At 65.1% G+C, this 24702-nt stretch carries 27 protein-coding genes; 17 read left to right on the top strand and 10 right to left on the bottom strand.

Features of this window, described 5'->3' with window-relative positions; genetic code table 11:
* Positions 1-34: 34 nt before the first annotated feature.
* The 9 genes from I6F28_RS03165 (at position 35) to I6F28_RS03125 (ending at position 8105) form a co-directional block, all read left to right on the top strand.
* Positions 35-187, top strand: coding sequence for an aa3-type cytochrome c oxidase subunit IV (locus tag I6F28_RS03165; RefSeq protein ID WP_035998674.1), 153 nt, complete (start codon positions 35-37; stop codon positions 185-187).
* Positions 188-327: 140 nt separating this feature from the next.
* A complete protein-coding gene (locus I6F28_RS03160) occupies positions 328-1455 on the top strand; it encodes a Re/Si-specific NAD(P)(+) transhydrogenase subunit alpha (RefSeq protein WP_035998677.1) in 1128 nt (375 codons plus the stop codon).
* A 12-nt stretch (positions 1456-1467) separates the two neighbouring features.
* Positions 1468-1785, top strand: a complete 318-nt coding sequence (locus tag I6F28_RS03155) for a proton-translocating transhydrogenase family protein (RefSeq protein WP_035998681.1) — start codon at positions 1468-1470, stop codon at positions 1783-1785.
* Positions 1786-1824: 39 nt separating this feature from the next.
* Positions 1825-3222 (top strand): NAD(P)(+) transhydrogenase (Re/Si-specific) subunit beta, encoded by a 1398-nt coding sequence (locus I6F28_RS03150; protein ID WP_225139250.1) that lies wholly within the window; start codon positions 1825-1827, stop codon positions 3220-3222.
* A gap of 211 nt (positions 3223-3433) precedes the next feature.
* Complete coding sequence (locus tag I6F28_RS03145; protein WP_035998702.1) at positions 3434-4231, top strand: alpha/beta hydrolase; 798 nt, start codon at positions 3434-3436, stop codon at positions 4229-4231.
* A 97-nt stretch (positions 4232-4328) separates the two neighbouring features.
* Positions 4329-5663 carry a sodium:proton antiporter gene (locus tag I6F28_RS03140; RefSeq protein WP_035998706.1) on the top strand — a complete coding sequence of 445 codons (1335 nt, stop codon included), beginning with the start codon at positions 4329-4331 and terminating at the stop codon, positions 5661-5663.
* 48 nt (positions 5664-5711) lie between these two features.
* Complete coding sequence (locus I6F28_RS03135; RefSeq protein WP_035998688.1) at positions 5712-6809, top strand: calcium:cation antiporter; 1098 nt, start codon at positions 5712-5714, stop codon at positions 6807-6809.
* Positions 6810-6821: 12 nt separating this feature from the next.
* Entirely contained in the window at positions 6822-7106 is a 285-nt protein-coding gene (locus I6F28_RS03130; RefSeq protein ID WP_035998690.1) for a cupin domain-containing protein, read from the top strand.
* A 93-nt stretch (positions 7107-7199) separates the two neighbouring features.
* Positions 7200-8105, top strand: a complete 906-nt coding sequence (locus I6F28_RS03125; protein ID WP_036021950.1) for a hypothetical protein — start codon at positions 7200-7202, stop codon at positions 8103-8105.
* A gap of 26 nt (positions 8106-8131) precedes the next feature.
* Here I6F28_RS03125 and I6F28_RS03120 read toward each other — a convergent pair whose 3' ends face one another.
* On the bottom strand, positions 8132-8782 hold the full coding sequence (locus I6F28_RS03120; protein WP_074447704.1) for a tetratricopeptide repeat protein: 651 nt from the start codon (positions 8780-8782) through the stop codon (positions 8132-8134).
* Between the two features lie 101 nt (positions 8783-8883).
* The gene (gene rpsU, locus I6F28_RS03115) at positions 8884-9180 is read right to left on the bottom strand and encodes a 30S ribosomal protein S21 (protein ID WP_008546194.1); all 297 of its coding nucleotides are present in this window, start codon (positions 9178-9180) and stop codon (positions 8884-8886) included.
* A 259-nt stretch (positions 9181-9439) separates the two neighbouring features.
* Between rpsU and aqpZ the strand changes: the two genes are divergently transcribed.
* A complete protein-coding gene (aqpZ, locus tag I6F28_RS03110) occupies positions 9440-10162 on the top strand; it encodes an aquaporin Z (RefSeq protein WP_035998714.1) in 723 nt (240 codons plus the stop codon).
* A 42-nt stretch (positions 10163-10204) separates the two neighbouring features.
* Here the strand turns inward: aqpZ and I6F28_RS03105 are convergent, their stop codons facing one another.
* Positions 10205-11311: a 5-(carboxyamino)imidazole ribonucleotide synthase gene (locus I6F28_RS03105; protein WP_035998717.1), complete on the bottom strand. Its 1107-nt coding sequence runs from the start codon at positions 11309-11311 to the stop codon at positions 10205-10207.
* On the bottom strand, positions 11308-11796 hold the full coding sequence (gene purE / locus I6F28_RS03100; RefSeq protein ID WP_035998720.1) for a 5-(carboxyamino)imidazole ribonucleotide mutase: 489 nt from the start codon (positions 11794-11796) through the stop codon (positions 11308-11310). The genes I6F28_RS03105 and purE overlap by 4 nt, the downstream gene beginning before the upstream one ends.
* Before the next feature lie 142 nt (positions 11797-11938).
* On the opposite strand from purE, the gene I6F28_RS03095 reads away from it, so the two are divergent.
* Positions 11939-12646 carry a GGDEF domain-containing protein gene (locus tag I6F28_RS03095; protein WP_051056819.1) on the top strand — a complete coding sequence of 236 codons (708 nt, stop codon included), beginning with the start codon at positions 11939-11941 and terminating at the stop codon, positions 12644-12646.
* A 1-nt stretch (position 12647) separates the two neighbouring features.
* Here I6F28_RS03095 and I6F28_RS03090 read toward each other — a convergent pair whose 3' ends face one another.
* The 3 genes from I6F28_RS03090 to I6F28_RS03080 form a co-directional block, all read right to left on the bottom strand.
* Positions 12648-12899: a hypothetical protein gene (locus I6F28_RS03090; protein WP_035998722.1), complete on the bottom strand. Its 252-nt coding sequence runs from the start codon at positions 12897-12899 to the stop codon at positions 12648-12650.
* A 22-nt stretch (positions 12900-12921) separates the two neighbouring features.
* Positions 12922-13140, bottom strand: a complete 219-nt coding sequence (locus I6F28_RS03085) for a hypothetical protein (RefSeq protein WP_035998725.1) — start codon at positions 13138-13140, stop codon at positions 12922-12924.
* Positions 13141-13271: 131 nt separating this feature from the next.
* Positions 13272-13478 carry a YdcH family protein gene (locus I6F28_RS03080; RefSeq protein WP_008546179.1) on the bottom strand — a complete coding sequence of 69 codons (207 nt, stop codon included), beginning with the start codon at positions 13476-13478 and terminating at the stop codon, positions 13272-13274.
* A gap of 330 nt (positions 13479-13808) precedes the next feature.
* Here I6F28_RS03080 and I6F28_RS03075 point away from each other — a divergent pair, with 330 nt between their 5' ends.
* Positions 13809-13991, top strand: coding sequence for a YdcH family protein (locus tag I6F28_RS03075; protein WP_008546178.1), 183 nt, complete (start codon positions 13809-13811; stop codon positions 13989-13991).
* A 146-nt stretch (positions 13992-14137) separates the two neighbouring features.
* Here I6F28_RS03075 and I6F28_RS03070 read toward each other — a convergent pair whose 3' ends face one another.
* The gene (locus tag I6F28_RS03070; RefSeq protein ID WP_036021966.1) at positions 14138-15262 is read right to left on the bottom strand and encodes an NAD(P)/FAD-dependent oxidoreductase; all 1125 of its coding nucleotides are present in this window, start codon (positions 15260-15262) and stop codon (positions 14138-14140) included.
* A gap of 202 nt (positions 15263-15464) precedes the next feature.
* Here I6F28_RS03070 and I6F28_RS03065 point away from each other — a divergent pair, with 202 nt between their 5' ends.
* From I6F28_RS03065 to I6F28_RS03045, 5 genes are all read left to right on the top strand, one after another.
* Positions 15465-18149 (top strand): EAL domain-containing protein, encoded by a 2685-nt coding sequence (locus tag I6F28_RS03065; protein ID WP_225139248.1) that lies wholly within the window; start codon positions 15465-15467, stop codon positions 18147-18149.
* 138 nt (positions 18150-18287) lie between these two features.
* A complete protein-coding gene (locus I6F28_RS03060) occupies positions 18288-19760 on the top strand; it encodes a glycerol-3-phosphate dehydrogenase (RefSeq protein ID WP_225139247.1) in 1473 nt (490 codons plus the stop codon).
* Between the two features lie 169 nt (positions 19761-19929).
* Positions 19930-21102 (top strand): ABC transporter ATP-binding protein, encoded by a 1173-nt coding sequence (locus I6F28_RS03055; protein WP_225137456.1) that lies wholly within the window; start codon positions 19930-19932, stop codon positions 21100-21102.
* On the top strand, positions 21099-22013 hold the full coding sequence (locus I6F28_RS03050) for an ABC transporter permease (RefSeq protein WP_225139246.1): 915 nt from the start codon (positions 21099-21101) through the stop codon (positions 22011-22013). Before I6F28_RS03055 ends, I6F28_RS03050 begins: the two co-directional genes overlap by 4 nt.
* A gap of 5 nt (positions 22014-22018) precedes the next feature.
* On the top strand, positions 22019-22831 hold the full coding sequence (locus tag I6F28_RS03045) for an ABC transporter permease (RefSeq protein ID WP_225139245.1): 813 nt from the start codon (positions 22019-22021) through the stop codon (positions 22829-22831).
* A 116-nt stretch (positions 22832-22947) separates the two neighbouring features.
* Here the strand turns inward: I6F28_RS03045 and I6F28_RS03040 are convergent, their stop codons facing one another.
* The gene (locus tag I6F28_RS03040; RefSeq protein WP_035998760.1) at positions 22948-23799 is read right to left on the bottom strand and encodes a carbohydrate ABC transporter permease; all 852 of its coding nucleotides are present in this window, start codon (positions 23797-23799) and stop codon (positions 22948-22950) included.
* Entirely contained in the window at positions 23796-24668 is an 873-nt protein-coding gene (locus I6F28_RS03035; protein ID WP_035998764.1) for a carbohydrate ABC transporter permease, read from the bottom strand. Before I6F28_RS03035 ends, I6F28_RS03040 begins: the two co-directional genes overlap by 4 nt.
* Positions 24669-24702: the final 34 nt, after the last annotated feature.

Here is a 24702-nt window from a genome sequence, read left to right as displayed (position 1 = left end):
GCCCGAGAATTCGACGTTCGACTGGGGACATTCCATGGCTGACCATAGCGAAGTGGCGTACACCACCGCCGACGGCAACGACTACGTTGCCCACGAGCAGACCTATGAGGGCTTCATCAAGCTGGTGAAGTACGGCACGGTCTCGGTCGCGCTCATCGTGATCCTGATGGCGGTCTTTCTGACCTGATCCATCGTCGGCTGCATCCGCCAACGCCGGCGGCTGCTCATTAAATTTGCATACAAGCCGGTTTCAAAACCGGTATCCAAACGTTGCGGGAGTAACGCTAAGTTCGCGTGCGCGTTTTTGTCCGCGTCGCCGGAGGGCCTATGAAGATCGCCGTTGCCAAAGAAATAGATCCGTCGGAGCCGCGGGTCGCCGCTTCGCCTGATACGGTGAAGAAGTTCAAGGCGTTGGGCGCCGAGATCGCCGTCGAGCCGGGTGCCGGCATCAAATCGGGCCTGCCGGATTCCGAATTCACCGCGGTCGGCGCCACCGTCAGCGCTGACGCGCTCAAGGACGCCGACATCATCATCAAGGTGAAGCGCCCTGAGGCATCCGAGCTGGCGCAGTACAAGCGCGGCGCCCTCGTCATCGCCATCATGGACCCCTACGGCAACGAGGCCGCGCTGAAGACGATGGCCGATGCCGGCATCGCCGCCTTCGCGATGGAATTGATGCCGCGCATCACCCGAGCGCAGGTGATGGACGTGCTGTCCTCGCAGGCCAACCTCGCCGGCTACCGCGCCGTGATCGAGGGCGCCGAAGCCTTCGGCCGCGCCTTTCCGATGATGATGACCGCAGCCGGCACCGTGCCTGCCGCAAAGGTGTTCGTGATGGGCGTCGGCGTCGCCGGCCTCCAGGCGATCGCGACCGCGCGCCGTCTCGGCGCCGTCGTGACCGCGACCGACGTGCGGCCCGCCACCAAGGAGCAGGTGGAATCCCTCGGCGCGAAATTCCTCGCTGTCGAGGACGAGGAGTTCAAGAACGCGCAGACCGCCGGCGGCTACGCCAAGGAAATGTCGAAAGAATACCAGGCCAAGCAGGCCGCGCTCACCGCCGAGCACATCAAGAAGCAGGACATCGTCATCACCACCGCGCTGATTCCGGGCCGCCCGGCGCCGAAGCTCGTCAGTGCCGACATGGTCAAGTCGATGAAGCCCGGCTCGGTGCTGGTCGATCTCGCCGTCGAACGCGGCGGCAATGTCGAGGGCGCCAAGGCCGGCGAAGTCGTCGACCTCGATGGCATCAAGATCGTCGGCTACACCAACGTTGCGGGTCGCGTTGCGGCCTCGGCCTCCAGCCTCTACGCGCGCAATCTGTTCTCCTTCATCGAGACCATGGTCGACAAGAAAGAGAAGAAGCTCGCCGTCAACTGGGACGACGAACTCGTCAAGGCTACCGCGCTGACGAAGGACGGCGCCGTGATCCACCCGAACTTCCAGCCGAAAGCTTAAGGAGAGATTGCCATGGAGCACGCTGCACAGGTCGTCGACCCCTTCATCTTCCGGCTGTCGATCTTCGTCCTCGCCGTCTTCGTCGGCTATTTCGTGGTGTGGTCGGTGACGCCGGCGCTGCACACGCCGCTGATGAGCGTGACCAACGCGATCTCCTCGGTGATCGTGGTCGGCGCGCTGCTCGCGGTCGGCGTCGGCATGGTTTCGAGCGGCTCGGGCTGGGCGCGCGGCTTTGGCTTCGTCGCGCTCGTCTTCGCCTGCGTGAACATTTTCGGCGGCTTCCTTGTCACCCAGCGCATGCTGGCGATGTACAAGAAGAAGTCGAAGTAAGCGGCCACCTCGGGCTGAAGGGATCAATGGGGACCTGAGATGAGCGCCAATCTCTCTGCATTCTTGTATCTCGTGGCGGGGGTGCTGTTCATCCTGTCGCTGCGCGGGCTGTCGAGCCCGGCAACCTCGCGCCAGGGCAATCTGTTCGGCATGATCGGCATGGCGATCGCGGTCGCCACCACGCTGGCGAGCCATCCGCCGGCGGATGGCGTGGCCTGGGTCCTCGTGATCCTCGCGGTCGCGATCGGCGGCGGCATCGGCGCGGTGATCGCCCGCCGCGTGCCGATGACCTCGATGCCCGAACTGGTCGCCGCCTTCCACTCGCTGGTCGGCATGGCCGCGGTGCTGGTCGCTGCCGGCGCGTTCTACGCGCCTGAGGCCTTCGACATCGGCAAGCCTGGCGCCATTCATGCATCAAGTCTGGTCGAAATGTCGCTCGGTGTCGCCATCGGCGCGCTGACCTTCACCGGCTCGGTGATCGCCTTCCTGAAGCTGTCCGCGCGCATGAGCGGCGCGCCGATCATCCTGCCGTTCCGCCACGTCATCAACATCGCGCTGGCCGTCGCGCTGGTGTTCTTCATCGTCCGTCTCGTCCTCACCGGCGGCGCGTTCGACTTCTGGATGATCACCATCATCGCGCTGGCGCTCGGCGTGCTCATGATCATCCCGATCGGCGGCGCCGACATGCCGGTCGTGATCTCGATGCTGAACTCCTATTCCGGCTGGGCCGCCGCGGGCATCGGCTTCACGCTCGGCAACTCCGCGCTGATCATCACCGGCGCGCTGGTCGGTTCCTCGGGCGCGATCCTGTCCTACATCATGTGCCACGCGATGAACCGGTCCTTCATCTCGGTCATCCTCGGCGGCTTCGGCGGTGAGACCACGGCGGCCGGCGGCGCCACGGGCGAGCAGAAGCCCGCCAAGCTCGGCTCGGCGGACGATGCGGCCTTCATCATGAAGAACGCCTCCAAGGTCATCATCGTGCCCGGCTACGGCATGGCGGTGGCGCAGGCCCAGCACGCGCTGCGCGAGATGGCGGACATGCTCAAGAAGGAAGGCGTCGAGGTGAAATACGCCATTCACCCGGTCGCCGGCCGCATGCCCGGCCACATGAACGTGCTGCTGGCCGAAGCCAACGTGCCCTATGACGAGGTGTTCGAGCTCGAGGACATCAACTCCGAATTCGCGCAGGCCGACATTGCCTTCGTGATCGGCGCCAACGACGTCACCAACCCGGCGGCCGAAGAGGACAAGACTTCGCCGATCTACGGCATGCCGGTGCTCCAGGTCTGGAAGGCCGGCACGGTGATGTTCATCAAGCGCTCGCTGGCGTCGGGCTATGCCGGTATCGACAATCCGCTGTTCTACCGCGACAACACCATGATGCTGCTCGGCGACGCCAAGAAGGTCACCGAGAACATCGTCAAGGCGATGTGACGGGGGGAGGGACCGTGGCCATCAATTAGGAATGGCACCAGTCCGATCGCATGCCGCCCAAGGCGTGCGCGAGCAGCGCGTCGCCTGGCACGCTGCCCACAAGGCGGCGTGCAGCTGCCGCGACGTTCCGGCGAGCCTGCGACCGACGTCATGAAATTGCTGCGGAGCCGTCGCAAGCCCTAGTCTCAAGCGAGGGAGCGGCCGCGCAATGATGAGCATTGTCAAGTGGATCGCCATCGTGCTCCTGACCGTCTATTGCGCCGGTCTCCTCGTGCTGTACGTCCGCCAGCGCGAGATGCTGTTTCCGATCCCGCCCGCCGGCCGCACCGCACCCGATGCTGCGGGCCTTCCCGAGGCGCAAGAGCATGTCCTGACCACGTCTGATGGCGAGCAGGTCATCGTCTGGCACGTGCCGGCCAAGCCCGGTCGTTCCGTGATCCTCTACTTCCACGGCAATGGCGATTTTCTCGCCGGCCGCGTCGGCCGTTTCAAGGCGATGACTGCCGACGGCACCGGCCTCGTTGCGCTGTCCTATCGCGGCTATGGCGGCTCGAGCGGGATGCCGAGCGAGCAGGGCCTGCTGCGCGACGCTGCAGCCGCCTACGCGTTCACCACCGCGCGCTATGCGGCGGAACGAATCGTCGCCTGGGGCTTTTCGCTCGGGACGGGCGTCGCGGTCGCGCTCGCCTCGGAGCATCGCGTTGGAAAACTCATCCTGGAGGCGCCCTATACGTCGACGGCCGACATTGCGGGGTCATCGTTCTGGTTCGTTCCGGTCCGCCTTCTGATGCGCGACCCGTTCCATTCGGACCAGCGCATGTCGCGCGTCACGGTGCCGCTGCTCGTCATGCATGGCACCAATGACCTTGTCATTTCGATCGTCTTCGGAGAGCGTCTGTTCGCGCTCGCCCGCGAGCCCAAGCGGTTCGTTCGCATCGAGGGCGGCGGGCACGACGATCTCGATCAATATGGCGCGATCGAAACGGCGAGAGGCTTCATTGGCGGCTGACGGCTTGGCTCAACGTTACATCCCCGCGCTCGCTGCCTCCTGCTTGACGCTTCTGCCGCAGAATGCGCTTGCCGCGACCGGCCTCGATGGTGCGGCGATGCGCTGGCCCTATGCGCTGCCCTTTGCCGGCTTGTTGCTGTCGATTGCAATGGGGCCGCTGCTGTTGCCGAAGATCTGGCATCACCACTACGGCAAGATCACCGCCGCCTGGTCGCTGCTGGCGCTCGCCGCGCTCGTCGTCTTTGCCGGCGGCGCGGCGACCTTGGCGGCGCTGGTCCATGCCATGCTCGCCGAATATCTCGGCTTCATCGTGCTGCTGTTCGCTCTCTATGTCGTGGCGGGCGGCATCCTCATCACCGGCGACATCAAGGGCACGCCGGCGGCGAATGTCGGCATCCTCGCGCTCGGCACGCTGGGGGCGAGCATCGTCGGCACCACGGGTGCCGCGATGATCCTGATCCGCCCCTTGATCCGCGCCAACCGGCAGCGGCGCCACAACACCCATGTCGTCATCTTCTTCATCATCCTGGTGGCCAACGTCGGCGGCGCGCTGAGCCCGCTCGGCGATCCCCCGCTGTTCGTCGGCTTCCTGCATGGCGTTGACTTCTTCTGGACCACGCGGACCATCTGGTTGCAGACCGCACTCGTCGCCGTCCTGCTGCTCGCGATCTTCGCCGTCGTCGACGTCTGGCGCTTTCGCAGTGAGCCGCCGCCCGCCGACACAGGCCGGGGAGAGCCGTTGCGCATCCGCGGCCTCGTCAATCTGGTGCTGATCGCAGCCATCGTCGCCAGCCTTCTCGCCTCGGCGATGTGGAGGCCCGACATTGCCTTCGACATTTTCGGTACCAAGCTGGAGCTGGAGGACGTCGCGCGCAACCTGGCGCTGCTGGCCATCGCGGCGCTGTCGGTGTGGCTGACGCCCGACGAGCACAGGCAGGCCAACGGCTTCACCTGGGAGCCGATCCGCGAGGTCGCAAAACTGTTCGCGGGCATCTTCGTCGCCATCATCCCGGTCATTGCCATGCTCAATGCCGGCCATCACGGCGCGTTCGCCTGGCTGCTGTCGGCGGTGACGGCGCCGGATGGCGCGCCGCGCGAGGTCGTTTATTTCTGGTTCACCGGCCTGATGTCCGCGTTCCTCGACAATGCGCCGACCTATCTGCTGTTCTTCGAGCTCGCCGGCGGCAATCCGCAGGTGTTGATGCATCAGCTCTCGGGCACGCTCGCCTCGATCTCCATGGGAGCGGTCTACATGGGAGCACTCACCTATATCGGCAACGCGCCGAACTTCATGGTGAGCAGCATCGCCCGCGAGAACGGCGTCGCGATGCCGAGCTTCTTCGGTTATCTCCTGCGCGCCGGCGCCGTGCTGATCCCGCTGTTCCTGTTGCTGACGTTCCTGCCGGTCGCACCGATCCTGCACTGGCATTGAATCCGCCGGCCGATTTGCTATTGCTCGCTTTGTAGTTGGAGCCGATGGATGAGCGCTCATGATCCGATGCCCCGGTCGGCCTGGGTCTTTCCGGCGCTGGCCCTGCTGTTGTTCGCAGCCGTCAGCGCCACGGATTACGTCTTCACGCTGTCGTTTGGCGGTCTTCTCTTCACCGTCGTCCTTCTGGTCATCCTGTTCGGCACGGTGTTCGCGGCGGTTCATCATGCCGAGGTGATCGCGGAGCGGGTCGGCGAACCCTACGGCACGCTGGTGCTGACGCTCTCGGTGACCATCATCGAGGTCGCGCTGATCACCACGATCATGCTGGGCGACAAGCCTGCCCCGGCACTGGCGCGCGACACCGTGTTCGCCGTGGTCATGATCGTCTGCAACGGCCTCGTCGGGCTCTGCATCTTCATCGGCGGCCTGCGCTATCGCGAGCAGGGTTTTCAGCTCTCCGGCGCCAACGTCTATCTCAGCGTCCTGTTCGCGCTCGCGACCATCACGCTGATCCTGCCGAACTACACCACCACCACGCCGGGGCCTGTCTATTCGGCGGTCCAGCTCGGCTTCGTCGACGTGGTCACGCTGGCGCTCTATGCGGTGTTTCTCTACACCCAGACGGTCCTGCACAAGGATTACTTCGTCCACGAGCGGGCGTACGCCGGCAGCGGCGAGGTGCATCTGTCGGGCAGGATGCTGGTGCTCAGCGTCGTGCTGCTGCTGATCGCGCTGCTGGCGGTCGTGCTGCTCTCCAAGAAATTCTCGCTGGTGGTCGACGCCGTCGCGGCCAAGATCGGCGCGCCGCCGGCCTTTGCCGGGCTTCTGGTCGCGCTTCTGATCCTGATGCCGGAAGGCGTCGCGGCCGTCTCGGCGGCCCGCCAGAACGACCTCCAGAAGAGCATCAACCTCGCTCTGGGATCGTCGCTGGCGACCATCGGCCTGACCATTCCTGCCGTCGGGGTCGCCACTTACGCGCTCGACAAGGAGCTCGAGCTCGGCCTCGGCGCCCAGGGCAGCGTGCTCCTGCTGCTGACCTTCTTCCTGAGCATGCTGACCTTCGGCACGGGCAGGACCAATGTCCTGTTCGGCCTGGTGCATATGGTGGTATTTGCCGTCTACGTGTTCATGGTTTTCGTACCCTAGAAGGAGCTCCCGGTGCTTGCCGCCCAGTCCGAGGTTCAGGTCGACAACGAAGAGGTCCGGGTGACGGAATGGCGGCTTGCCCCCGGCAGCGCCACCGGCCATCACACCCATGGCATGGACTATGTGATCGTTCCGCTCGCCGCCGGCGAGATGACCATCGTCGCGCCCAATGGCGAAAGGTCCAAGGCGCAGCTTGCCGCCGGGAAATCCTATTTCCGCAAGGCCGGCGTCCAGCATGACGTACTTAACGAAACCTCAACTGAGATCGTGTTCCTTGAAATTGAGCTGAAGCGCTAGGGTCGCGCCACCGTTTGCCATCGATCCGTCGCAGTTGATCCCTCACAATGCCCTAAAGTTCCCGCATCAGGTCGCGCGGGGAGTGTGGTCGGAATGCTGAAATACCTCGCAAAAATTTCGATGGATATTTTCCCCTCGGTGCTCGCGACGATCATCGGGGCCTACATCGTCAATCATTACATCAACGCCAAGCCGGCCGCCGACACCCCAGCCGCCGTGACCGCGCCTGCCCAGACCGGCAGCGACGGCAAACCCACCGATACCGCCAACCTTCCCGCCTCCGGCGTCAAGGCCAAGGGCATCCCCGAGAAGAGCGTGACGGACAAGGCGGCGGTCGAGAAGCCGGTCGATCATCCGCCGGCCGCCGAGACCAAGGCCGCAGACGTGGCTCCCGCTGACACCGGTCCGCGCGGACGTCCCTCTGCCCGCGACAAGGCCGCGGCGAAATCCGCACCGGCGGCTTCTGCTCCCGTGGTTGAGGCCAATTCGGCCCCGACGGCGGCTTCCGCGGCTCCCGACGCCAACGATCTGGCGCGTGCTGCGATCGAGCGCCTGCGCAAGTCGCCCGAGGGCAAGGCTGCCGAGGCCAGGTCGTCGGAAACCAAGCCTGCCGAGGCTCGCGCGTCGGAGACCAAGCCGGCTGAGCCTGCGGTGCGGGACGCCGCCCGCACGCCGGAGGCTCCGCGTGTCGTGAATGTGGAGCCGTCTCCAGTCCGTCCGCTGCCGCCGCCGATCAATGTCTCGACGCCCTCACCCGAGGCCTATGGCAATGGGGGCTCCAATCCGCCCTACACGGCCTCGATCGGCAACGATGATCCGAATCGGGTGACGCCGCCGGCCGACATTCCCGTGCCGGTCATCGCACCGCCGCTCGACCTGCGTGCCGATGCGGGCGCCGCCCTGCCGCGGCCGAAGAAGACCAATGTCGCCGACGAGATGCTGTCGGGCATGAAGTCGATGTTCAACGCCGTTCTGCCCAAGAGCGCCACGCCCGACTAGAACTCCGCTCAGCCTCCGCCAAACCGTCAGCCGCCGACGCGGGCGAGACCGCTGCGAGCGGGTTCGTCGCGTGGACGAAGCGCAACCGCCTTGGTGTAGGACGCCGCCGCCTTGGCTTTGTCGCCCAAGCGCTCATAGACCTGACCGCGCGCGGTCCAGACCTGGGCATTGTTCGGATCGGCCTCGGAGGCTTCGTCGAGATCGGCTGCGGCCTCCTTGACCTTGCCGAGCGCGAGATAGCTGTTGGCGCGGCCCAGCAGCGGCTCGGCCTTTTGCGGGTTGAGTCCGCTGGCGGCGCTGAAATCGGCGATCGCGAAGTCGTGCTGGTTGTTGCCCTGGTAGATCAGGGCGCGGCCATAGAGCGCCTGCGCATTGTAGGGATCGAGGCCGATCGCGCGATTGAACTCGTCGAGCGCTGCCGCGGCCTCGCCTGACTTCGCCAGAGATTGAGCCTTCGCGGTATGGGCCTGGGCTTCGGTGACGTTGCCGGCGCTCACCGCGCTCTCGGCCGGCGCGGCGGCCTTGGGGGCCTCCTGCGGCTTGTCCTTCTCCGGCATCAGTGATCCCAGATCGAACGAGCAGCCGCCCAGCACGATCCCCGTCAGGGCCGCCGCGAGCGGCGGCTGCCAGATCCGGCGCCGTCGCGGAAGGCCGCGCTGGGAGAAAGGGGAGGCCATCTACGGTTGGCTCGCGCTAGAGCTTGATCCGACAAGTCCTCAAAACAATAACGCGGGCCCGGGGCCCGCGTCATCGAAAACTAGAGTCTTGCTGAATCGGCTCAGCGCGGTCCGCGCGGACCTGCGCCGGGGCCGCCACGACCGCCGCGATCACCGCCCGGGCCGGCGCCGAACACCGGCTTCGGCTTCATCGGCAGCAGGCCTTCGCGCTGCAGCTTCTTGCGGGCCAGCTTGCGCGCGCGGCGCACGGCTTCGGCCTTTTCGCGGGCCTTCTTCTCGGAGGGCTTCTCGTAATGACCGCGGAGCTTCATCTCGCGGAAAATTCCCTCGCGCTGCATCTTCTTCTTCAGCGCCTTGAGGGCTTGATCAACATTGTTATCGCGAACGAGAACCTGCACGCGGCATCCTCTTCAGGTGGATCGGATTTGAATTCTGGTAAGTCAAAGGGGATGGCGAAACGCGCAAGCCCTTAACCTTGAGCGCGCGGATGTATCAGACAAAACCGCAGATGTCCACCGGCCAAGCGGATTTTCGGGCCAAGTTCGGCCATTAAATGCGGCGAAAATACCTCCATGCGGCCCCGATTTGGGCGATTTGGCGCCGAGGACGGGGCCGCACCGGAGCTTTGTTCCGGAATCTTTGCAATGAGGGACTACAATGGACATCAAAAAATATGCTGCCGAAGCCATCGGCACCTTCTGGCTGACATTCGCGGGCTGCGGAAGCGCGGTGATCGCCGCCGGCTTCCCGCAGGTCGGGATCGGGCTGGTCGGCGTGTCCCTGGCTTTCGGATTGAGCGTCGTCACCATGGCCTACGCGATCGGCCACATCTCCGGGTGCCATCTGAATCCGGCCGTCACGGTCGGTCTCGCCGCCGGCGGCCGCTTTCCGGCCGGCCAGATCCTGCCTTATGTGATCGCCCAGGTGGCGGGCGCGATTGTCGCCGCATCGCTGCTCTATGTCATTGCGAGTGGGGCGCCCGGCTTCGACGTCAGCAAGGGCTTCGCCTCCAACGGCTATGGCGCGCATTCGCCCGGTCAGTACAGCATGATGGCCGGCTTCCTCACCGAGGTGGTGATGACCATGATGTTCCTGTTCATCATCATGGGGGCGACCCATGGGCGCGCGCCGGCGGGTTTCGCTCCGCTGGCGATCGGGCTCGCGCTGGTGATGATCCACCTCGTCAGCATTCCCGTCACCAACACCTCGGTGAACCCGGCGCGCAGCACCGGCCCGGCGTTGTTCGTCGGCGGCTGGGCGCTGTCGCAGCTGTGGCTGTTCTGGGTCGCGCCGCTGATCGGCGGCGCGCTCGGCGGGGTGATCTATCGCTGGCTCAGCGAGGAGCCCAGCGGCGTCGTTGCGGGCGTGAAGACGGCGTAGTCACAATCGCCCGGCGGGATTGCAGCTCTTGCTGCGATCCCGTCACTTGTCGCGGGGCGGCCTGACTTCCGTCACGTGGCCCATCTTGCGGCCGGGGCGCGGCGCACCCTTGCCGTAGATGTGCACGGTCGCGCCCGGCACGCTCATCCACTTTTCGTAATCGTTGATCTCGTCGCCGATCAGGTTGGTCATGGTGACGACGTCGCCGTGGCGCACCGGCTTGCCGAGCGGCCAGCCGGCGATGGCGCGGATGTGTTGCTCGAACTGCGAGACGGAGGCGCCGTCGAGCGTCCAGTGCCCGGAATTGTGCACGCGCGGCGCGATCTCGTTGACCAGCACCTTCGGTCCGGTGCCGCCTGCCAGCACGAACATTTCGACCGCGAGCACGCCGACATAGTCGAGCGCGCTTGCGATTTTGCTCGCGATGCTGCGCGCCTCCTCGGCGAGCGCGTCAGGAATCGGCGCGGGCGCACGCGATATCTTCAGGATGTGGTCGCGGTGCTCGTTCTCGGTGACGTCGAAGCACTCGACCTCGCCCGTGGCCGCGCGCGCGGCGATCACGGAGATCTCGCGCTCGTAGGGCACGAAGGCCTCCAGGATCGCCGATTTGGTGGCGAGGCTGGTCCACACCTTCGCGATGTCGTCGCCCTCGCGGATGATGGCCTGGCCCTTGCCGTCATAGCCGAAGCGGCGGGTTTTCAGCACCGCTGGAAGGCCGATCCTGGCGATCGCCTCGCGCAGCGAGGAGACGGAGGTGACGTCGGCGTAGGCGGCAGTGCCGATCCCGAGCTTCGTCACGAAATCCTTCTCGGCGAGCCGGTCTTGGGTCGTCTCGAGGATCTTGCGGTTGGGCAGCACCGGGCGGCGCGCGTCCAATACCAGCGCGGCTGCCGCCGGCACGTTCTCGAATTCGTAGGTGATGACGTCGACATCATGCGCGAACAATTCGAGCGCCTCGACGTCGGCATATTCGGCGCAGGTCGCGTTCAGCACGACGTCGAAGGCCGGCGAATCCGGATCGGGCGAGAACACCTGGCAGCGCAGGCCGAGTCGCGCCGCGGCCATGGCCAGCATCCGGCCCAATTGTCCGCCGCCGAGGATTCCGATGGTGTCACCGGGCTTCAGCTTCACGTGCCTGGTGTCCGTCACGCCTTGTCCTCCGGCCGCTCGGCGACCGCCTCGGTCTGGGCCTTGCGCCAGGCGGCGAGGCGATCCGACAGGGCCGGGTCGGACAATGCCAGCACGGCCGCTGCCAGCAGCGCGGCATTGATCGCGCCGGCCTTGCCGATGGCGAGGGTGCCGACCGGAATGCCCGCGGGCATCTGGACGATCGAATAGAGCGAATCGACGCCCTTGAGCGTCTTGGATTCGACGGGAACGCCGAAGACGGGAAGTTCCGTCAGCGCCGCCGCCATGCCGGGCAGATGGGCCGCGCCACCGGCGCCGGCGATGATAATCTTGTAACCTGCGGCCTTGGCACCCTTGGCGAATGCGAACAGCCGGTCGGGCGTGCGGTGGGCCGAGACGATGCGGCTGTCGGCAGCAATGCCGAGCGCGTCAAGCGTGTCGGCGGCGTGCCGCATCGTGTCCCAGTCCGACTGGCTTCCCATGATGATGGCGATCGGCGCGGTCATGACGTCAATTGTGCCCAGAAAAACAGAGAGATAGGCCAGATTAATGATTCCGGCCGGCGGCTCGCAAGGCGGTGGCAAGGAGAAGGGAATCCACTATCCTGTCTTGGTGAATCCCCGCAAGCCTTCATTGAGCAGGATGCCCATGAAGAAACCGAAAAGGGCGAGCCCTGTGAAGGCCAGAAAGGGCCGGAACATCAGCGCCGCCCGCTCCAAAGCCGTTTCGAGCCGCGCGGCCAAACCGGCCTTGCGCAGAGCGCCGGCTGCTGATGACGGCAAGGCGATCATCCGCGGCCTCAGGAGCAAGCTCAAGGCGGCCCTGCTGCGGATCTCGGAGCTCGAGGCGGCCGCCGATACCGATTTCCTGCTCGGGATTCCCAACCGGCGCGGTTTCGAGCGCGAGCTTGCGCGCGCCATCGCCTATATGAAGCGCTACCGCGCCAGCGGGGCGCTGATCGTGCTCGACGTCGATCGGCTGAAGCCGATCAACGATTCCTTCGGTCATGCCGCCGGCGATGAGGTGCTCAAGGCGATCGTCGCCACGCTGACGCGACAGGTCCGCGCCTCCGACGTGGTCGGCCGGCTCGGGGGCGACGAGTTCGCGCTGCTGCTCTGGAATCTCAGCGAGACCGATGCGAAGGTCAAGGCTGCGGCCTTGGAGCAGGCGATCGACGAATTGTCATTCGTTTTTCGCGGCCAGCACGTGACCGCGGGCGCCTCGGCCGGCGTCGCGCTGCTCGGTCCGCAATCCGGTGCAGGCCGCGCCCTGGAGGAGGCGGATGCCGCCATGTATGTGCGCAAGGCGAGCCGCCGGCACGAGCCGCGGATCAGGCTGGTCGGCGGCGAGCGCTAGTCTAGAGGGTGGCAAGATCTTCCGGCACGGTGCCGAACTTGCGCAGCAGCGTCGCGTCGCCGAATTCGCCGGTCATGGGATCGCCGCTGCGGCTGAACGCGATCGCGCCGATATGGCCGGCGCCGCGCGCCAGCATCTCTGCGCGTCGCAGCGCCGCCGTCGAGGACTGACACTCCTCTGCAGCGCCTGCGACGGGTGATCCGTCGTCATCGATCAAGAAGGGCATTGCAACGTAATAGGTCACATCCGACATGGCGTTGCTCCAAGGTTGAAGATTATGCGGCGCTGCTCTTGCTCCGCATCTTGCTGCGCGAGATCTCCGGAATGCAGCCGGCTGAAATCGCCGCCTGCAATTCCTCCAGCTCGGCTTCCAGATATTCGTTGGCCATGATCAGCGCCTTGATGGTGCTGCGCAGATTGCCGTCGCACATCGCGATCGCCTGATCGCAGGCCTGTTCGTAATGGCTGTTGTCAAAAAGGGCGGTTGCCGACATCTGCGTTGTCCTCGTGTGTTGTCCTTGAGCGTTCTCTGAGGTGTTGGGGCGCCCGCGAATGTTCCTATTTTGTTCTTATTGAGTCAAGCGGATTCGGAAGCGGCGGGGCGCCGCGCAAGACCGGCTCACGGTCAGGCGATGATGTCGGGGGTGATCTGGTCTTCGATGAATGCGATGCGGTCGCGCAACAACAGCTTGCGCTTCTTCAGGCGCTGTAACCGCAACAGGTCGGGGGCGGGCGATTGATGCAATGCATCGATCGCCGCATCGAGATCTCGGTGTTCCTGCTGCAACCGGGTGAGCTCGGCTTCGAGCTCACGCTCATCTTCATTGGTCATGTCTGCGGTGGCCGAAAACCGATAGGCGTGAGATCCGGGCTGTGGATGCCCTGTGGAAATTATCGTCCTTGCGCCGCGTGATCGCAAGCGATCTGCGATCCCTCGTCCCCGATCTCCAGCAACATATTTCTGCAGGGAGCTGCGGCGGTGCGTCGGCGTATTGATATCATGGATTTTTCCGGCGTGGTTCCCTTAGTCACGCTTCGTTACATATGAACTTTCAAAAATGACGCTGCAACGACGGATACCCATCGACAGGACGAATCGGTGATGTAGACTTGGTTGTCCGGATCGAATCCTAAAGGTTCAACCCTACCGAGGAGGTTTCGAATGACAATTCAGGCACATCTCGTTGAATTGGAACGGAAGCACAAACTTCTCGAAAACGAATTGCACGAAGCTCTCGTGCACCTTTCAACAGACGACCTGCAAATTGTTGAGTTGAAGCGCCGGAAGTTGATGGTCAAGGACCAGATCGAGCGTCTGAAGCAATCTGGCGACACGCTCCACTAGTAACCCCCGTGACAGTGTAGAGTTGATCACGTCCTTCACGCAGGGATGAGAGCATCCGTGCTCATCCCTGCTGCAAGGTGTGTACCGTGCAACACGGTTGTGCGGCGCTCACTCTTGCTTGGACCCGTGGCTCTCGACGCGCACACTTATCCGCTTCTCGAAACACTGTCGATATCTGCGAGCTCGGCGACGTGATCGGCGATCGCGAGCGAGGACGTCAGTCCCGGCGATTCGATGCCGAACAGATTGATCAGGCCTGCAACGCCGTGATCGCGCGGGCCCTGCATCAAGAAATCCTGCGTGGCCACGGCCGGCGGCACGATCTTCGGGCGGATGCCCGAATAGCTCGGCATCAGCGCGCCGTCAGGCAGCGTCGGCCAGTATTTGCGGATCGCGGGATAGAAGCGCTCGGCGCGTGACGGATCGACCTCGTAGTCGATCGTCTCGATCCATTCGACGTCAGGCCCGAAGCGCGCCTGTCCTGCCATGTCCAGCGTCAAGTGCACCCCGAGGCCGCCGGGCTCCGGCACCGGATAGATCAGGCGCGAGAACGGCGCCCTGGCGTTGCAGCTGAAGTAGTTTCCCTTGGCGAGATAGGCCGGCGGAATCCGGTCCAGCGGCATGCCGTCGATGCTGCGCGCCACATGCGTTGCCGACAGCCCCGCGGCGTTGACGAGGAGGCTGCATTGCAGCGTCATCGGTGCCTCGCCGCCGGCATCGATCTCGATGAGGCCGGCCGCCGCCTTGGCACGGATCAGCGGGGTGTGAAACGCGAAAGCTGCGCCGGCGTCCTCGGCTTCGCCGCGCAGCGAGAGCATGTAGGAATGGCTGTCGATGATGCCCGTCGACGGTGACAGCAGCGCGGCGTCGCAGGCGAGCGCCGGCTCCAGCGCGCGTGCGGCCTCGCCCGAGAGCAGCTGCATGTCGAGCACGCCGTTGGCCTCGGCATGCGCCTTGATCGATTGCAGCTTCTCGGTCTCCTTCGGGCTGGTCGCGACGATCAGCTTGCCGCAATTTTTGTGCGGGATGCCGCGCTCGGCGCAGTAGCGGTACAGCGCGTGCTTGCCTGCCACGCACATGCGCGCCATCCAGCTCCCGGCCCGGTAGTAGATGCCGGCATGGATCACCTCGCTGTTGCGCGAGGAGGTGACGGTGCCGATCGCCTCGGCTTCCTCGAGCACGATCACCTCGCGCCCGGCCTGGGCGAGCTTCCGGGCCACCGCGAGCCCGACCACGCCGGCTCCGATGACGACGCAATCGACCCTATCCATGGTTGTGCAGGATACCAGTTGGAAGCACCGGTGGCGCACGGTCCGGATGCGGCGGCGCAGGCGGGGCTTCCGTTAAGAAGTCGTTTATCATGTCAGGGCAATTGCCGCATTTTATGTCACATTATTCTGTTGTGCCCACAGGCGTTTACCCGATCCAAACCCGCGAAGCCAGACAATCCGACGTTGAAATCGCGGGTGGCTGATGGCTGAGAAGAACTGGCACGTGGGCAGCACGCTTTCGATTGCTGTGCACGCCCTCCTATGCCTGGCCGTTACGGGCGCGCCTGCGCGCGCCTTTGCGGCATCGGACAGCCTTGCCGTTCCGGGCGATCTCACCAGGCTTGATCCCGGCGTGATCTGGGAAGCCCTCATCGCGGGCATCGTGGTCTGCTCGTTCCTCGCCGCGATCGGGCTGTGGATCCATTCCTCGCTGCGCCGGTCCAGCCGTTTGCAGCTGCGTCGCAACGCCTTCATCTCCTCCGCCATGAACAACCTCAACCAGGGCGTGGTGATGACGGATGCGCAGCGCCGCGTCATCTTCTGCAATGACCGCTATCTCGAGATCTATGGCCTGACGCGATCCGACCTCCGGCCCAACATGACCGGTTGCGACATCCTGAGGCTGCGCCGCGAGCGCGGAGTGCTCGGCGTCACCGATGACGAATTTTACCAAAAGGCATCGAGCGCCAATGGCCTGACCACGGAACTGCCGGACGGACGGGCTATCCTGGTGAAGTATTTCGTGTTGCCGAACGGCGGCTCGGTGGCGACCCATCTCGACGTCACCGAGCAGCGCAACCTGTCGCGGCAGCTCGCCTCCACCAAGCAGTTCCTGGAATCGGTGCTCGATCATGTGCCGGCCTGCGTGGCGGCCAAGAACATCGAGGACGGCTGCTACATCTTCGCCAACAGCGCCTATGAGAAGTTCTGGGGATTGTCGCGAGACTTCGCCGTCGGCAGGAATGCACGGGAGCTGTTTGCGTCGGCCTCGGCGGCCAGCATCGAGGCCGCTGACCAGGCCGCGCTCAATTCGCCGGATGGCCAGCACCGCAATGAGTTCGAGGTGGATCGTGCCGGCGCGCGGCGCATGGTCGCCTCGATCCGGATCGTGGTCCGCAACGAGAGCAACAAGCCCGAATTTCTGCTCATCCTGTTCGAGGACATCACCGACCGCCGCTCGCTGTCGCAGGAGCTGGAGAGCACCAAGAAGTTCCTCGAGCTCGTGGTCGACAACATCCCGGTTGCGCTGATCGTGGAGCAGGTCAAGGATGGCCGCTATCTGCTCGCCAACCGCAGCGCGGAGACGATCCTCAACCGCAGGCGCGAGGAAGCCACCGGACTGACCGCGTCCGACATCTTCAACGCCAAGGAAGCCAAGCTGATCGTCGCGCGCGACGAGGCCGCGATCAAGAAGCGCGGGATGATCACCGAGGAGCATCCGATCTCCACCAAGGGCGGCCTGCGGCTGTTCCTGACCCGCCGCGCCACTGTGGTCAACGATGCCGGCGAGCCGCAATATCTGATCAAGACCCACGAGGACGTCACCGACCGCCGGCAGACCGAGTCGCGCATGGCGCACATGGCCTATCACGACGGCCTCACCGATCTGCCGAATCGCGCCGCCTTCCTGCAGGCTCTGACCCAGATGATCGAGGCTTGCGAGGGCACCGGCGAGGAGTTCGCGGTGCTCTGCGTCGACCTCGACGGCCTCAAGGAGGTCAACGACGTCTTCGGCCATGCGCTCGGCGACAAGCTCCTGATCGAGGTCGCCCATCGGCTCCAGGATTCCGCACGCGGCGGCGTGGTGGCGCGCCTGTCCGGGGACGAGTTCGGCCTGATCATCGACGGCAAGCAGCCCGAGGCCGGCCTCGCGCTGGCGCAGCAGATCGGCGAAGCCGTCGCGAAGGATTTTCAGATCGACGGCCGGCCGGTCCGCGCCGGCATCACCACGGGCATGTCGGTCTTTCCCCACAATGGCACCGATGGCGCCTCGCTGCTCGCCAATGCCGGCGCGGCGCTGTTCCGCGCCAAGCAGAAGTCGCGCGGCACGATCAGCCTCTACCAGCCCGAGATGGACCAGCAGATCCGCGACCGCCGCGTGCTGCACCAGGACCTCTCCATGGCGGTCAAGAACGGCGAGCTCTCGCTCGCCTTCCAGCCGCAGGGGGCCGCGGGCCACAGCGTCGCCGAGAGCGAGATCATCGGCTTCGAGGCGCTGGCGCGCTGGCAGCATCCGGTGCGCGGCCAGGTTTCGCCGGCCGAATTCATTCCCATCGCCGAGGAGAGCGGCCTCATCGTCGAGATGGGCGAGTGGATCCTGCGCGAGGCCTGCCGCGAGGCGGCGTCCTGGCCGAAGCCGCTGCAGGTCGCGGTCAATCTGTCGCCGGCGCAGTTCATGCACGGCGACGTGGTCGGCCTCGTCCATTCGATTCTGATCGAGACGGGCCTCGCACCCGGCCGGCTCGAGCTCGAGATCACCGAAGGTGTTCTGATCGAGGATTTCGATCGCGGCCTTGCGCTGCTGCGCCGCCTGAAGGCGCTCGGCGTGCGCATCTCCATGGACGATTTCGGCAGCGGCTATTCTTCGCTGAGCTATCTCCAGGCGTTCCCGTTCGACAAGATCAAGATCGACCGCGCCTTCATCATCAATCTCGGCCGCAACCCGCAATCGGCGGCGATCGTGCGCGCCGTCATCGACCTCGGCCACGGCCTCGAAATGTCGATCATCGCCGAGGGCGTCGAGACGCTCGACCAGCTCGCCTTCCTCGCCAAGGAAGGCTGTGACGGGGTGCAGGGCTATCTGCTCGGCAAGCCGTTGCCGATCGGCAAATATGCCGGGCTCGTCGGCCGCGCCGAAGCCATGGAGCTTGCGCTGAAGACCGGTTAGAGCGTTTTCGAGCGAAGTGGACAGCGGCTCGCGTCAAGAAAACGCGTCAGAATATGAATCTAGAGCCACCGTTCCGATTTCATCGGAACGGAAATCGCTCTAGTGGATGGGAGTGCTTCGCTCCCATTCGACGGCTTCATGGCGGATTACGACCTCGCGATCATCGGCGGCGGCCTGAACGGCGTCAGCCTCGCCCGCGATGCGGCGGGCCGCGGCCTGCGGGTGATCCTGTTCGAGCAGGGCGATCTCGGCGGCGCGGCGTCGTCGGCCACACCGCGGCTGATCCACGGCGATCTCTCGGTGCTGGAGCGCCGCGGCTTTTGGCGGGTGCGCCGGGCACTGGCCGAGCGCCGGACCTGGCTCGCCATCGCGCCGCATCTGGTGCGGCCGATGCGTTTCGTGATTCCTGCACATGTGGACGAGCGTCCGCCGTGGCTGCTGCGGGCCGGCCTGTTTCTTTATGACGTCCTCGCCGGCCGGAGCGGCCTGCCCGGATCGACGACCCTCGACATCACCCATCACCCGGTCGGCAACGCGCTGAAGCGCCCGTTCGGCACGGCGTTCGAATATTCGGACTGTATCGTCGACGATTCCCGCCTTGTCGTGCTCACGGCGCTGGACGCCGCCGAGCGTGGTGCGACGATCCGGACCGGGGCGCGCTGCGTGCGTGCCGACCGAACCGACATCTGGCGGCTCGCCGTGGTCGACCGCGGCCACCGCCGCTCCGTTACAGCAAGGGCGCTGGCCAATACCAGTGGCGGCTGGACCTCGATCGTCGCGGAGACCGTCCTGCGCCAGCCGCAGCCCGCCGCGACGGCCATGCAGATGAGCCAGATCATCGTGCCCAGGCTGTTCGATTCAGACAATGTCTACGTGTTCCAGAACAGCGACGGCCGACTGATCTTCGCAAGCCCGTTTGAGCGCGCGTTCACGCTGATCGGCACAGTCACGCACGATTTCACCGGCGACCCCGCCATCGTGGCAGTGCGAGGGGCCGATGTCGGTTATCTCTGCGAAGCGGCGAGCCGCTACTTCCGCGAGCGCGTCGCCCCGACCGACGTGGTCCGGACGGTCTGCGGCGTCAATCTGAGGCCCGCGTCCGCGCGGCAACGCGAGGGCACAACCCTGTTCCACGCGCGCCGGCGCAAGGCACCGCTGATCACGATGTTCGGCGGCGACCTCACCACCGCGCGCCGGCGCGCCGAGCGGGCGGTGACGAGGCTGACGCCGTTCTATCCGATGTCGCCGCCCTGGACCGCCGGCGCAGCGCTGCCAGGCGGAGATTTCGCCTGGGATCGTTTCGACACCGAGGTCGACCGCGCACGCGAGCGCTGGCGCTTTCTGTCCGAGCCGGAAGCCCAGCGCCTGGTCGCGGCCTACGGCTCGCGATTGGCGGCCGTGCTCGGTGAAGCAAGGACGCGCAAAGAGCTTGGCCCAGCCTTCGGTCCCGAACTGACCGGCGCGGAGGTGCGATATCTCATGACCTGCGAGTGGGCGCGTTTTCCGGATGACGTTCTGTGGCGCCGTTCCAAGCTGGGCCTGACAATGCCTGCGGCGGACCACGACGCGCTGGCGGCGTTCATGGCGGATGTGAGCCGGTCACTGGTGTAGCCCGGATGGAGCGAAGCGAAATCCGGGAGAGTCTCTGCGCCGGCGAACAGCCCCGGATTCCGCTTCGCTCCATCCGGGCTACGGCGGCGCGATGTAAGTTTTCCCCGAACCGGTTGAGCAAAAGCCAATCGGCCGCTAGCGTGCGGCGGAATCGGGGTTGGCAGGGACCATGGCGGAAGAATTGCCCGGGATGAACGTTGCGGCTGAACCGGCTGGCGGAGACGCATGTCCGGCGGCCGGCCAGCCGCTGCTGCGCATCGAGGGCGTCGCCAAGACCTTTGGCACGTTCCGCGCCGTCGACGGCGTGTCGCTCGATATCAAGGCCGGCGAGTTCTTCGCGCTGCTCGGCCCGAGCGGCTGCGGCAAGACCACGCTCTTGCGCATGCTCGCGGGCTTCGAGGCGCCGGACGAGGGGCGTATCCTGCTCGGCGGCAAGGATATCGCGCAGGCGCTGCCGCACGAGCGCCCGATCAACATGATGTTCCAGAACTATGCGCTGTTCCCGCATCTGTCGGTACGCGACAACATTGCCTTCGGCCTGAAGCGCGCCGGCATGCCGCGTGCCGACATCGCCACGCGCGTCGCGGAGATGGTGGCGCTGGTCAAGCTCGAGGGATTGGAGAAGCGCAAGCCGGACCAGCTGTCCGGCGGTCAGCGCCAGCGCGTGGCGCTCGCCCGCGCATTGGCGCGCCGCCCGCAGCTCCTGCTGCTCGACGAGCCGCTCGCAGCCCTCGACAAGAAGCTTCGCGAAAACACGCAAGCCGAGCTGATGGAACTGCAGCGGCGGCTCGGCATGACCTTCATCATCGTCACCCACGACCAGGAGGAGGCGATGACGATGGCGAGCCGGATCGGCGTGATGAAATCAGGCAAGCTCGCCCAGGTCGCGAGCCCCCGCGAGCTCTACGAGGCGCCGCGCTCGCGCTGGATCGCCGAGTTCGTCGGCGACATCAACCTGTTCGACGGCGAGTCAAAATTGCGCGACGGTCATCGTCTGGTCATCGGCACGCCTGATGCGGGGGCGCTGGTGGTGGCCGAGCCGCGCGAGGCCGTCGGCACCGGAAAACTGGCGGTCGCGATCCGCCCCGAGAAGGTCAAGCTGTCGCGGCGCGGCCCGGCCAACGAGGCCGGTCGTGAGACGGCGATCAACACCCTCGAGGGCGTGATCGCGGACATCTGCTATCTCGGCGGCACCACCACCTATAAGGTGAAGCTCGACACCGGCGGGATGCTGCAGGCGTCGGTCGCTAACAGCGCGCGGCTGGACGTCGACGCGTACAGCCTGAACCAGCATGTCGTCGCCTGGTTCACGCCCGACGATTGCGTGGTGCTGCAATCATGAGCTCGCGCCGCATCTTCGCAAAGCCGGCGCGCTTCGCGGCCATCGCGCCCTATGTCTGGATGGTGCTGTTCTTCCTGGTGCCGTTCGGCTTCGTGCTCAAGATCAGCCTGTCCCAGACCGCGATCGCGCAGCCGCCTTACGAGCCGGTGTTCGACCTCACGGCGGGATGGGACGCGCTGAAGGCAGCGTTCGCTGCGCTCTCGGTCGACAATTTCAAGCTGCTCGCCTCCGACGACATTTACGTCTTCGCCTATGTCCGCAGCCTCACCGTCGCCCTCACGGCCACCGCGCTACTGCTCCTGATCGGCTATCCCATCGCCTACGGGATGGCGCGGCTGCCGCAGCGCTGGCAGGCGGTGGCGATGGTGCTGGTGATCGTGCCGTTCTGGACCTCGTTCCTGATCCGCATCTACGCCTGGATCAACATCCTCCAGCACGACGGCCTGCTGAACCAGGTCCTGCTGGCGCTGCATCTTTTCAGCCAGCCCGTGGTGTGGCTCTCCACCGACACCGCGATGTATATCGGCATCGTCTATTCCTATCTGCCGTTCATGATCCTGCCGCTCTACGCGACGCTCGCCAAGATGGAGCCGGTGCTGGAGGAAGCGGCTGCCGATCTCGGCGCGCCGCCCTGGCGGGTGTTCTGGCTCGTCACCTTCCCGCTGTCGCTGCCCGGCGTCGGCGCCGGCGTGCTCTTGTGCTTCATCCCGATCGTCGGCGAATTCGTCATCCCGGATCTCCTGGCCGGCTCCAACGCGCTGATGATCGGCCAGACCCTGTGGCTCGAATTCTTCACCAACAAGGACTGGCCGGTCGCCTCCGCTGCGGCGATCGTGCTGCTCGTCGTGCTGCTGGTGCCGCTCTTGCTGTACGAACGGCTGCAGAAGCGGCAGCTGGAGCAGGGAAGCTAGCGGCGATGCGCAGGATCTCCCGCCTGTCCCGCTTCAACATCGCCTCGCTCGCGCTGGGGCTGGCGTTCCTCTATTTGCCGATCCTGATCCTCGTTCTCTATTCCTTCAACGCTTCGCGCCTGGTGACGGTGTGGGGCGGCTGGTCGCTGCGCTGGTATCATGAGTTGTTCAACGATCGCGCCATGATCGAGGCGGCCTGGATGAGCCTGCGGGTCGCTGTCGCCTCCGCGACGATCGCGACGCTGCTCGGCACGCTCGCAGCGGTGGCGCTGTCGCGCGGTGAACGCTTTCGTGGTCGCACCCTGTTCTCAGGCATGCTCTACGCACCGCTGGTGATGCCGGAGGTGATCACCGGGTTGTCGCTGCTCTTGCTGTTCGTTGCGCTGAACGCCGAGCGCGGTTTCTGGACGGTGACGATCGCCCACACCACGCTCACCATGTGCTTCGTCACGGTGGTCGTGCAGTCGCGCCTCGGCTCGCTCGATCGCTCGCTGGAGGAGGCGGCGATGGATCTCGGCTGCAATCCCGTCGGTGCGTTCGTTGCCGTGACGCTGCCGCTGATCGCCCCTGCAATCGTCGCCGGCTGGATGCTGGCATTCACGCTGTCGCTCGACGATCTCGTGATCGCGAGCTTCACCACGGGCCCAGGCTCGGCGACGCTGCCGATCCGCATCTATTCGGAGGTGCGGCTCGGCGTGAAGCCCGAGATCAACGCGATCTGCACGCTGGTGATCGCGCTGATCGCGGTGGTGATCGTCATTGCCTCGCTCGCCTCGAAGCTGTCGAACTCGCAGGGCGAGAGCGCGGCGCCGCTGTAGGGGAGAGCGTCACTCCGGAGCGATACGCAGCATTGAACCATGGTGCGGAATGGCGCACCTGAGAAGCTCGAGATTCCGGGTCTGGTCCTTCGGACCATCCCGGAATGACAGCCCATTTACGACTTCACCGCACCCGCCGTGAGCCCGCCCACCATGTAGCGGCGGAAGGCGTAATAGACCGCGGCCGGCGGCAGCGCGTAGATGAAGCCCGTCGTCATCAGCAGCTCCCACGGCGAGTCGTCGGCGGCGAGGAAGTTGCCGAGCGCGACGGGAAGGGTGATGTCGCGGTCGTTCGACAGCAGCAGGAACGCGTAGAGATACTCGTTCCAGGCCAGCAGCACCGCATAGGTGCCGATCGCGACCAGCGAGGGCATCATCAGCGGCAAATAGACCAGGCGGAAGATCTGCAGCGTGGTGGCGCCGTCCATCACCGCGGCCTCGTCCAGCTCCACCGGCAGCTTGTCCGAGGCCTGCTTCAGCACCCAGATCGCGTAAGGCGAGGCGATCGTCACCATGGCCAGGATCAGCGACCAGTGATTGTTGAGCAGGCCGTAATTGCCCATGGTGCGATACATCGGCACCGCGAGGAACGCCGCGGGAATGAAATAGGTGAAGAGCGCGAGGTTCAGCACGGCGCGGCCGCCCGGCACCTTCAATCGCGAAATCGCGAACGCCGCGGCGGTCGCGATGAACAGCGTGAGCACGCCCACGGAGACTGCGATCAGCGTCGAATTCCAGAACTGGGCGTAGAAGTCGCGCAGGAAGTAGTGCTGCTGCTTGAACACGATTTCGAAGTTGTGCAGCGTCGGATGGTCCGGCCACAGCTTGCCCGAGAACGCGTCCTCCTTCGGGGAGATCGCGAACAGGAACATGTGGTAGATCGGGATCATCGTCCACAGGAAGACGGGAATGCCGATCAGCAGCAGCCGCGCTTCCGTCGCGACGTCACGGAGGGAGGGAAGCTTCATCGCGACAACCGTTTCATCATGAAGTAAACCAGTGGCAGGACGAACGGCATCGCGCAGACGATGGATGCCATCGCGAGCGAGAGCTGGTCGAGCCGAAGATAGCGGATGCCGAGCGTCGCCAGCACGTGCGTGAGGTCGGCAGGTCCGCCGCCGGTGAGCAGGTAGACGCTGTTGAAATCGCCCAGCGTCCAGATCATCGAGAGCAGCGTGCAGGTGACGTAGAGCGTCTGCATCGACGGCCAGGTGATGTAGCGGAATTTCTGCCACCAGCTGGCACCGTCGACCTCGGCGGCCTCGAACAGATCGTGCGAGATCGCAAGGCGCCCGGTGATCAGGATCAGCGTCCAGAACGGCAGCGACTTCCAGATGTGCACGGCGATCGCCATGCACAGCGCGACGGTCGGGTCGTTCAGCCAGTTCGGGCCGTCATCGCCGGTCAGGGAGAAGATGAAGTGGTTGACCATGCCCCATTCGGGATTGAGCATGAAGCGCACCGACAGGATGGTCGGGATCGACGGCACCGCCCAGGGCAGGATGAAGATCACCGACAGCCATCTGATCCAGGTGCGCTGCTGCGCGAAAAAGCCGGACAGGAACAGCGCAATCATCATCTTGATGTTGATGCCGACGACCAGGAAGATCAGCGTGTTGATTGCAGCGCGCGCGAAGATCGGGTCGTGATACAGCGCCACATAGTTCGCCGGATCGCGTGCCAGCCAGAGCCCGTAGCAGACGGGATAGACGACAAAGGCAAGGAAGACGAGCAGATAAGGTGTTAGCAGGAGGATGCCCCAGACCTGCGCCGGGGTCAGCCGCGACGACAGGGGCGGGCCGGGTATTGCCTGATCGCCAGAGAGCGTGATCGCCATTCTTTCGGACTCTTCAAAGAGAAGCCGGCCGCGA

The sequence above is a fragment of the Bradyrhizobium sp. NBAIM14 genome (assembly GCF_020193895.1).
GTDB lineage: Bacteria > Pseudomonadota > Alphaproteobacteria > Rhizobiales > Xanthobacteraceae > Bradyrhizobium > Bradyrhizobium yuanmingense.
Note: the sequence above shows the minus strand (reverse complement) of the source record. Positions and strands in the feature narration are given on the sequence as shown.

What these genes read in the sequence shown, in the direction of transcription:
- I6F28_RS03095 (WP_051056819.1), top strand. Translation starts at nt 11,939, where the DNA reads ATGAAGAAACCGAAAAGGGCGAGCCCTGTGAAGGCCAGAAAGGGCCGG.
- aqpZ (WP_035998714.1), top strand. Translation starts at nt 9,440, where the DNA reads ATGGACATCAAAAAATATGCTGCCGAAGCCATCGGCACCTTCTGGCTG.
- purE (WP_035998720.1), bottom strand. Translation starts at nt 11,796, where the DNA reads ATGACCGCGCCGATCGCCATCATCATGGGAAGCCAGTCGGACTGGGAC.
- I6F28_RS03075 (WP_008546178.1), top strand. Translation starts at nt 13,809, where the DNA reads ATGACAATTCAGGCACATCTCGTTGAATTGGAACGGAAGCACAAACTT.
- I6F28_RS03155 (WP_035998681.1), top strand. Translation starts at nt 1,468, where the DNA reads ATGGAGCACGCTGCACAGGTCGTCGACCCCTTCATCTTCCGGCTGTCG.
- I6F28_RS03145 (WP_035998702.1), top strand. Translation starts at nt 3,434, where the DNA reads ATGAGCATTGTCAAGTGGATCGCCATCGTGCTCCTGACCGTCTATTGC.
- I6F28_RS03090 (WP_035998722.1), bottom strand. Translation starts at nt 12,899, where the DNA reads ATGTCGGATGTGACCTATTACGTTGCAATGCCCTTCTTGATCGATGAC.
- I6F28_RS03150 (WP_225139250.1), top strand. Translation starts at nt 1,825, where the DNA reads ATGAGCGCCAATCTCTCTGCATTCTTGTATCTCGTGGCGGGGGTGCTG.
- I6F28_RS03080 (WP_008546179.1), bottom strand. Translation starts at nt 13,478, where the DNA reads ATGACCAATGAAGATGAGCGTGAGCTCGAAGCCGAGCTCACCCGGTTG.
- I6F28_RS03140 (WP_035998706.1), top strand. Translation starts at nt 4,329, where the DNA reads ATGCGCTGGCCCTATGCGCTGCCCTTTGCCGGCTTGTTGCTGTCGATT.
- I6F28_RS03120 (WP_074447704.1), bottom strand. Translation starts at nt 8,782, where the DNA reads ATGGCCTCCCCTTTCTCCCAGCGCGGCCTTCCGCGACGGCGCCGGATC.
- I6F28_RS03135 (WP_035998688.1), top strand. Translation starts at nt 5,712, where the DNA reads ATGAGCGCTCATGATCCGATGCCCCGGTCGGCCTGGGTCTTTCCGGCG.
- I6F28_RS03165 (WP_035998674.1), top strand. Translation starts at nt 35, where the DNA reads ATGGCTGACCATAGCGAAGTGGCGTACACCACCGCCGACGGCAACGAC.
- I6F28_RS03040 (WP_035998760.1), bottom strand. Translation starts at nt 23,799, where the DNA reads ATGAAGCTTCCCTCCCTCCGTGACGTCGCGACGGAAGCGCGGCTGCTG.
- I6F28_RS03070 (WP_036021966.1), bottom strand. Translation starts at nt 15,262, where the DNA reads ATGGATAGGGTCGATTGCGTCGTCATCGGAGCCGGCGTGGTCGGGCTC.
- I6F28_RS03045 (WP_225139245.1), top strand. Translation starts at nt 22,019, where the DNA reads ATGCGCAGGATCTCCCGCCTGTCCCGCTTCAACATCGCCTCGCTCGCG.
- I6F28_RS03160 (WP_035998677.1), top strand. Translation starts at nt 328, where the DNA reads ATGAAGATCGCCGTTGCCAAAGAAATAGATCCGTCGGAGCCGCGGGTC.
- I6F28_RS03035 (WP_035998764.1), bottom strand. Translation starts at nt 24,668, where the DNA reads ATGGCGATCACGCTCTCTGGCGATCAGGCAATACCCGGCCCGCCCCTG.
- I6F28_RS03125 (WP_036021950.1), top strand. Translation starts at nt 7,200, where the DNA reads ATGCTGAAATACCTCGCAAAAATTTCGATGGATATTTTCCCCTCGGTG.
- I6F28_RS03060 (WP_225139247.1), top strand. Translation starts at nt 18,288, where the DNA reads ATGGCGGATTACGACCTCGCGATCATCGGCGGCGGCCTGAACGGCGTC.
- I6F28_RS03050 (WP_225139246.1), top strand. Translation starts at nt 21,099, where the DNA reads ATGAGCTCGCGCCGCATCTTCGCAAAGCCGGCGCGCTTCGCGGCCATC.
- I6F28_RS03085 (WP_035998725.1), bottom strand. Translation starts at nt 13,140, where the DNA reads ATGTCGGCAACCGCCCTTTTTGACAACAGCCATTACGAACAGGCCTGC.
- I6F28_RS03065 (WP_225139248.1), top strand. Translation starts at nt 15,465, where the DNA reads ATGGCTGAGAAGAACTGGCACGTGGGCAGCACGCTTTCGATTGCTGTG.
- I6F28_RS03055 (WP_225137456.1), top strand. Translation starts at nt 19,930, where the DNA reads ATGGCGGAAGAATTGCCCGGGATGAACGTTGCGGCTGAACCGGCTGGC.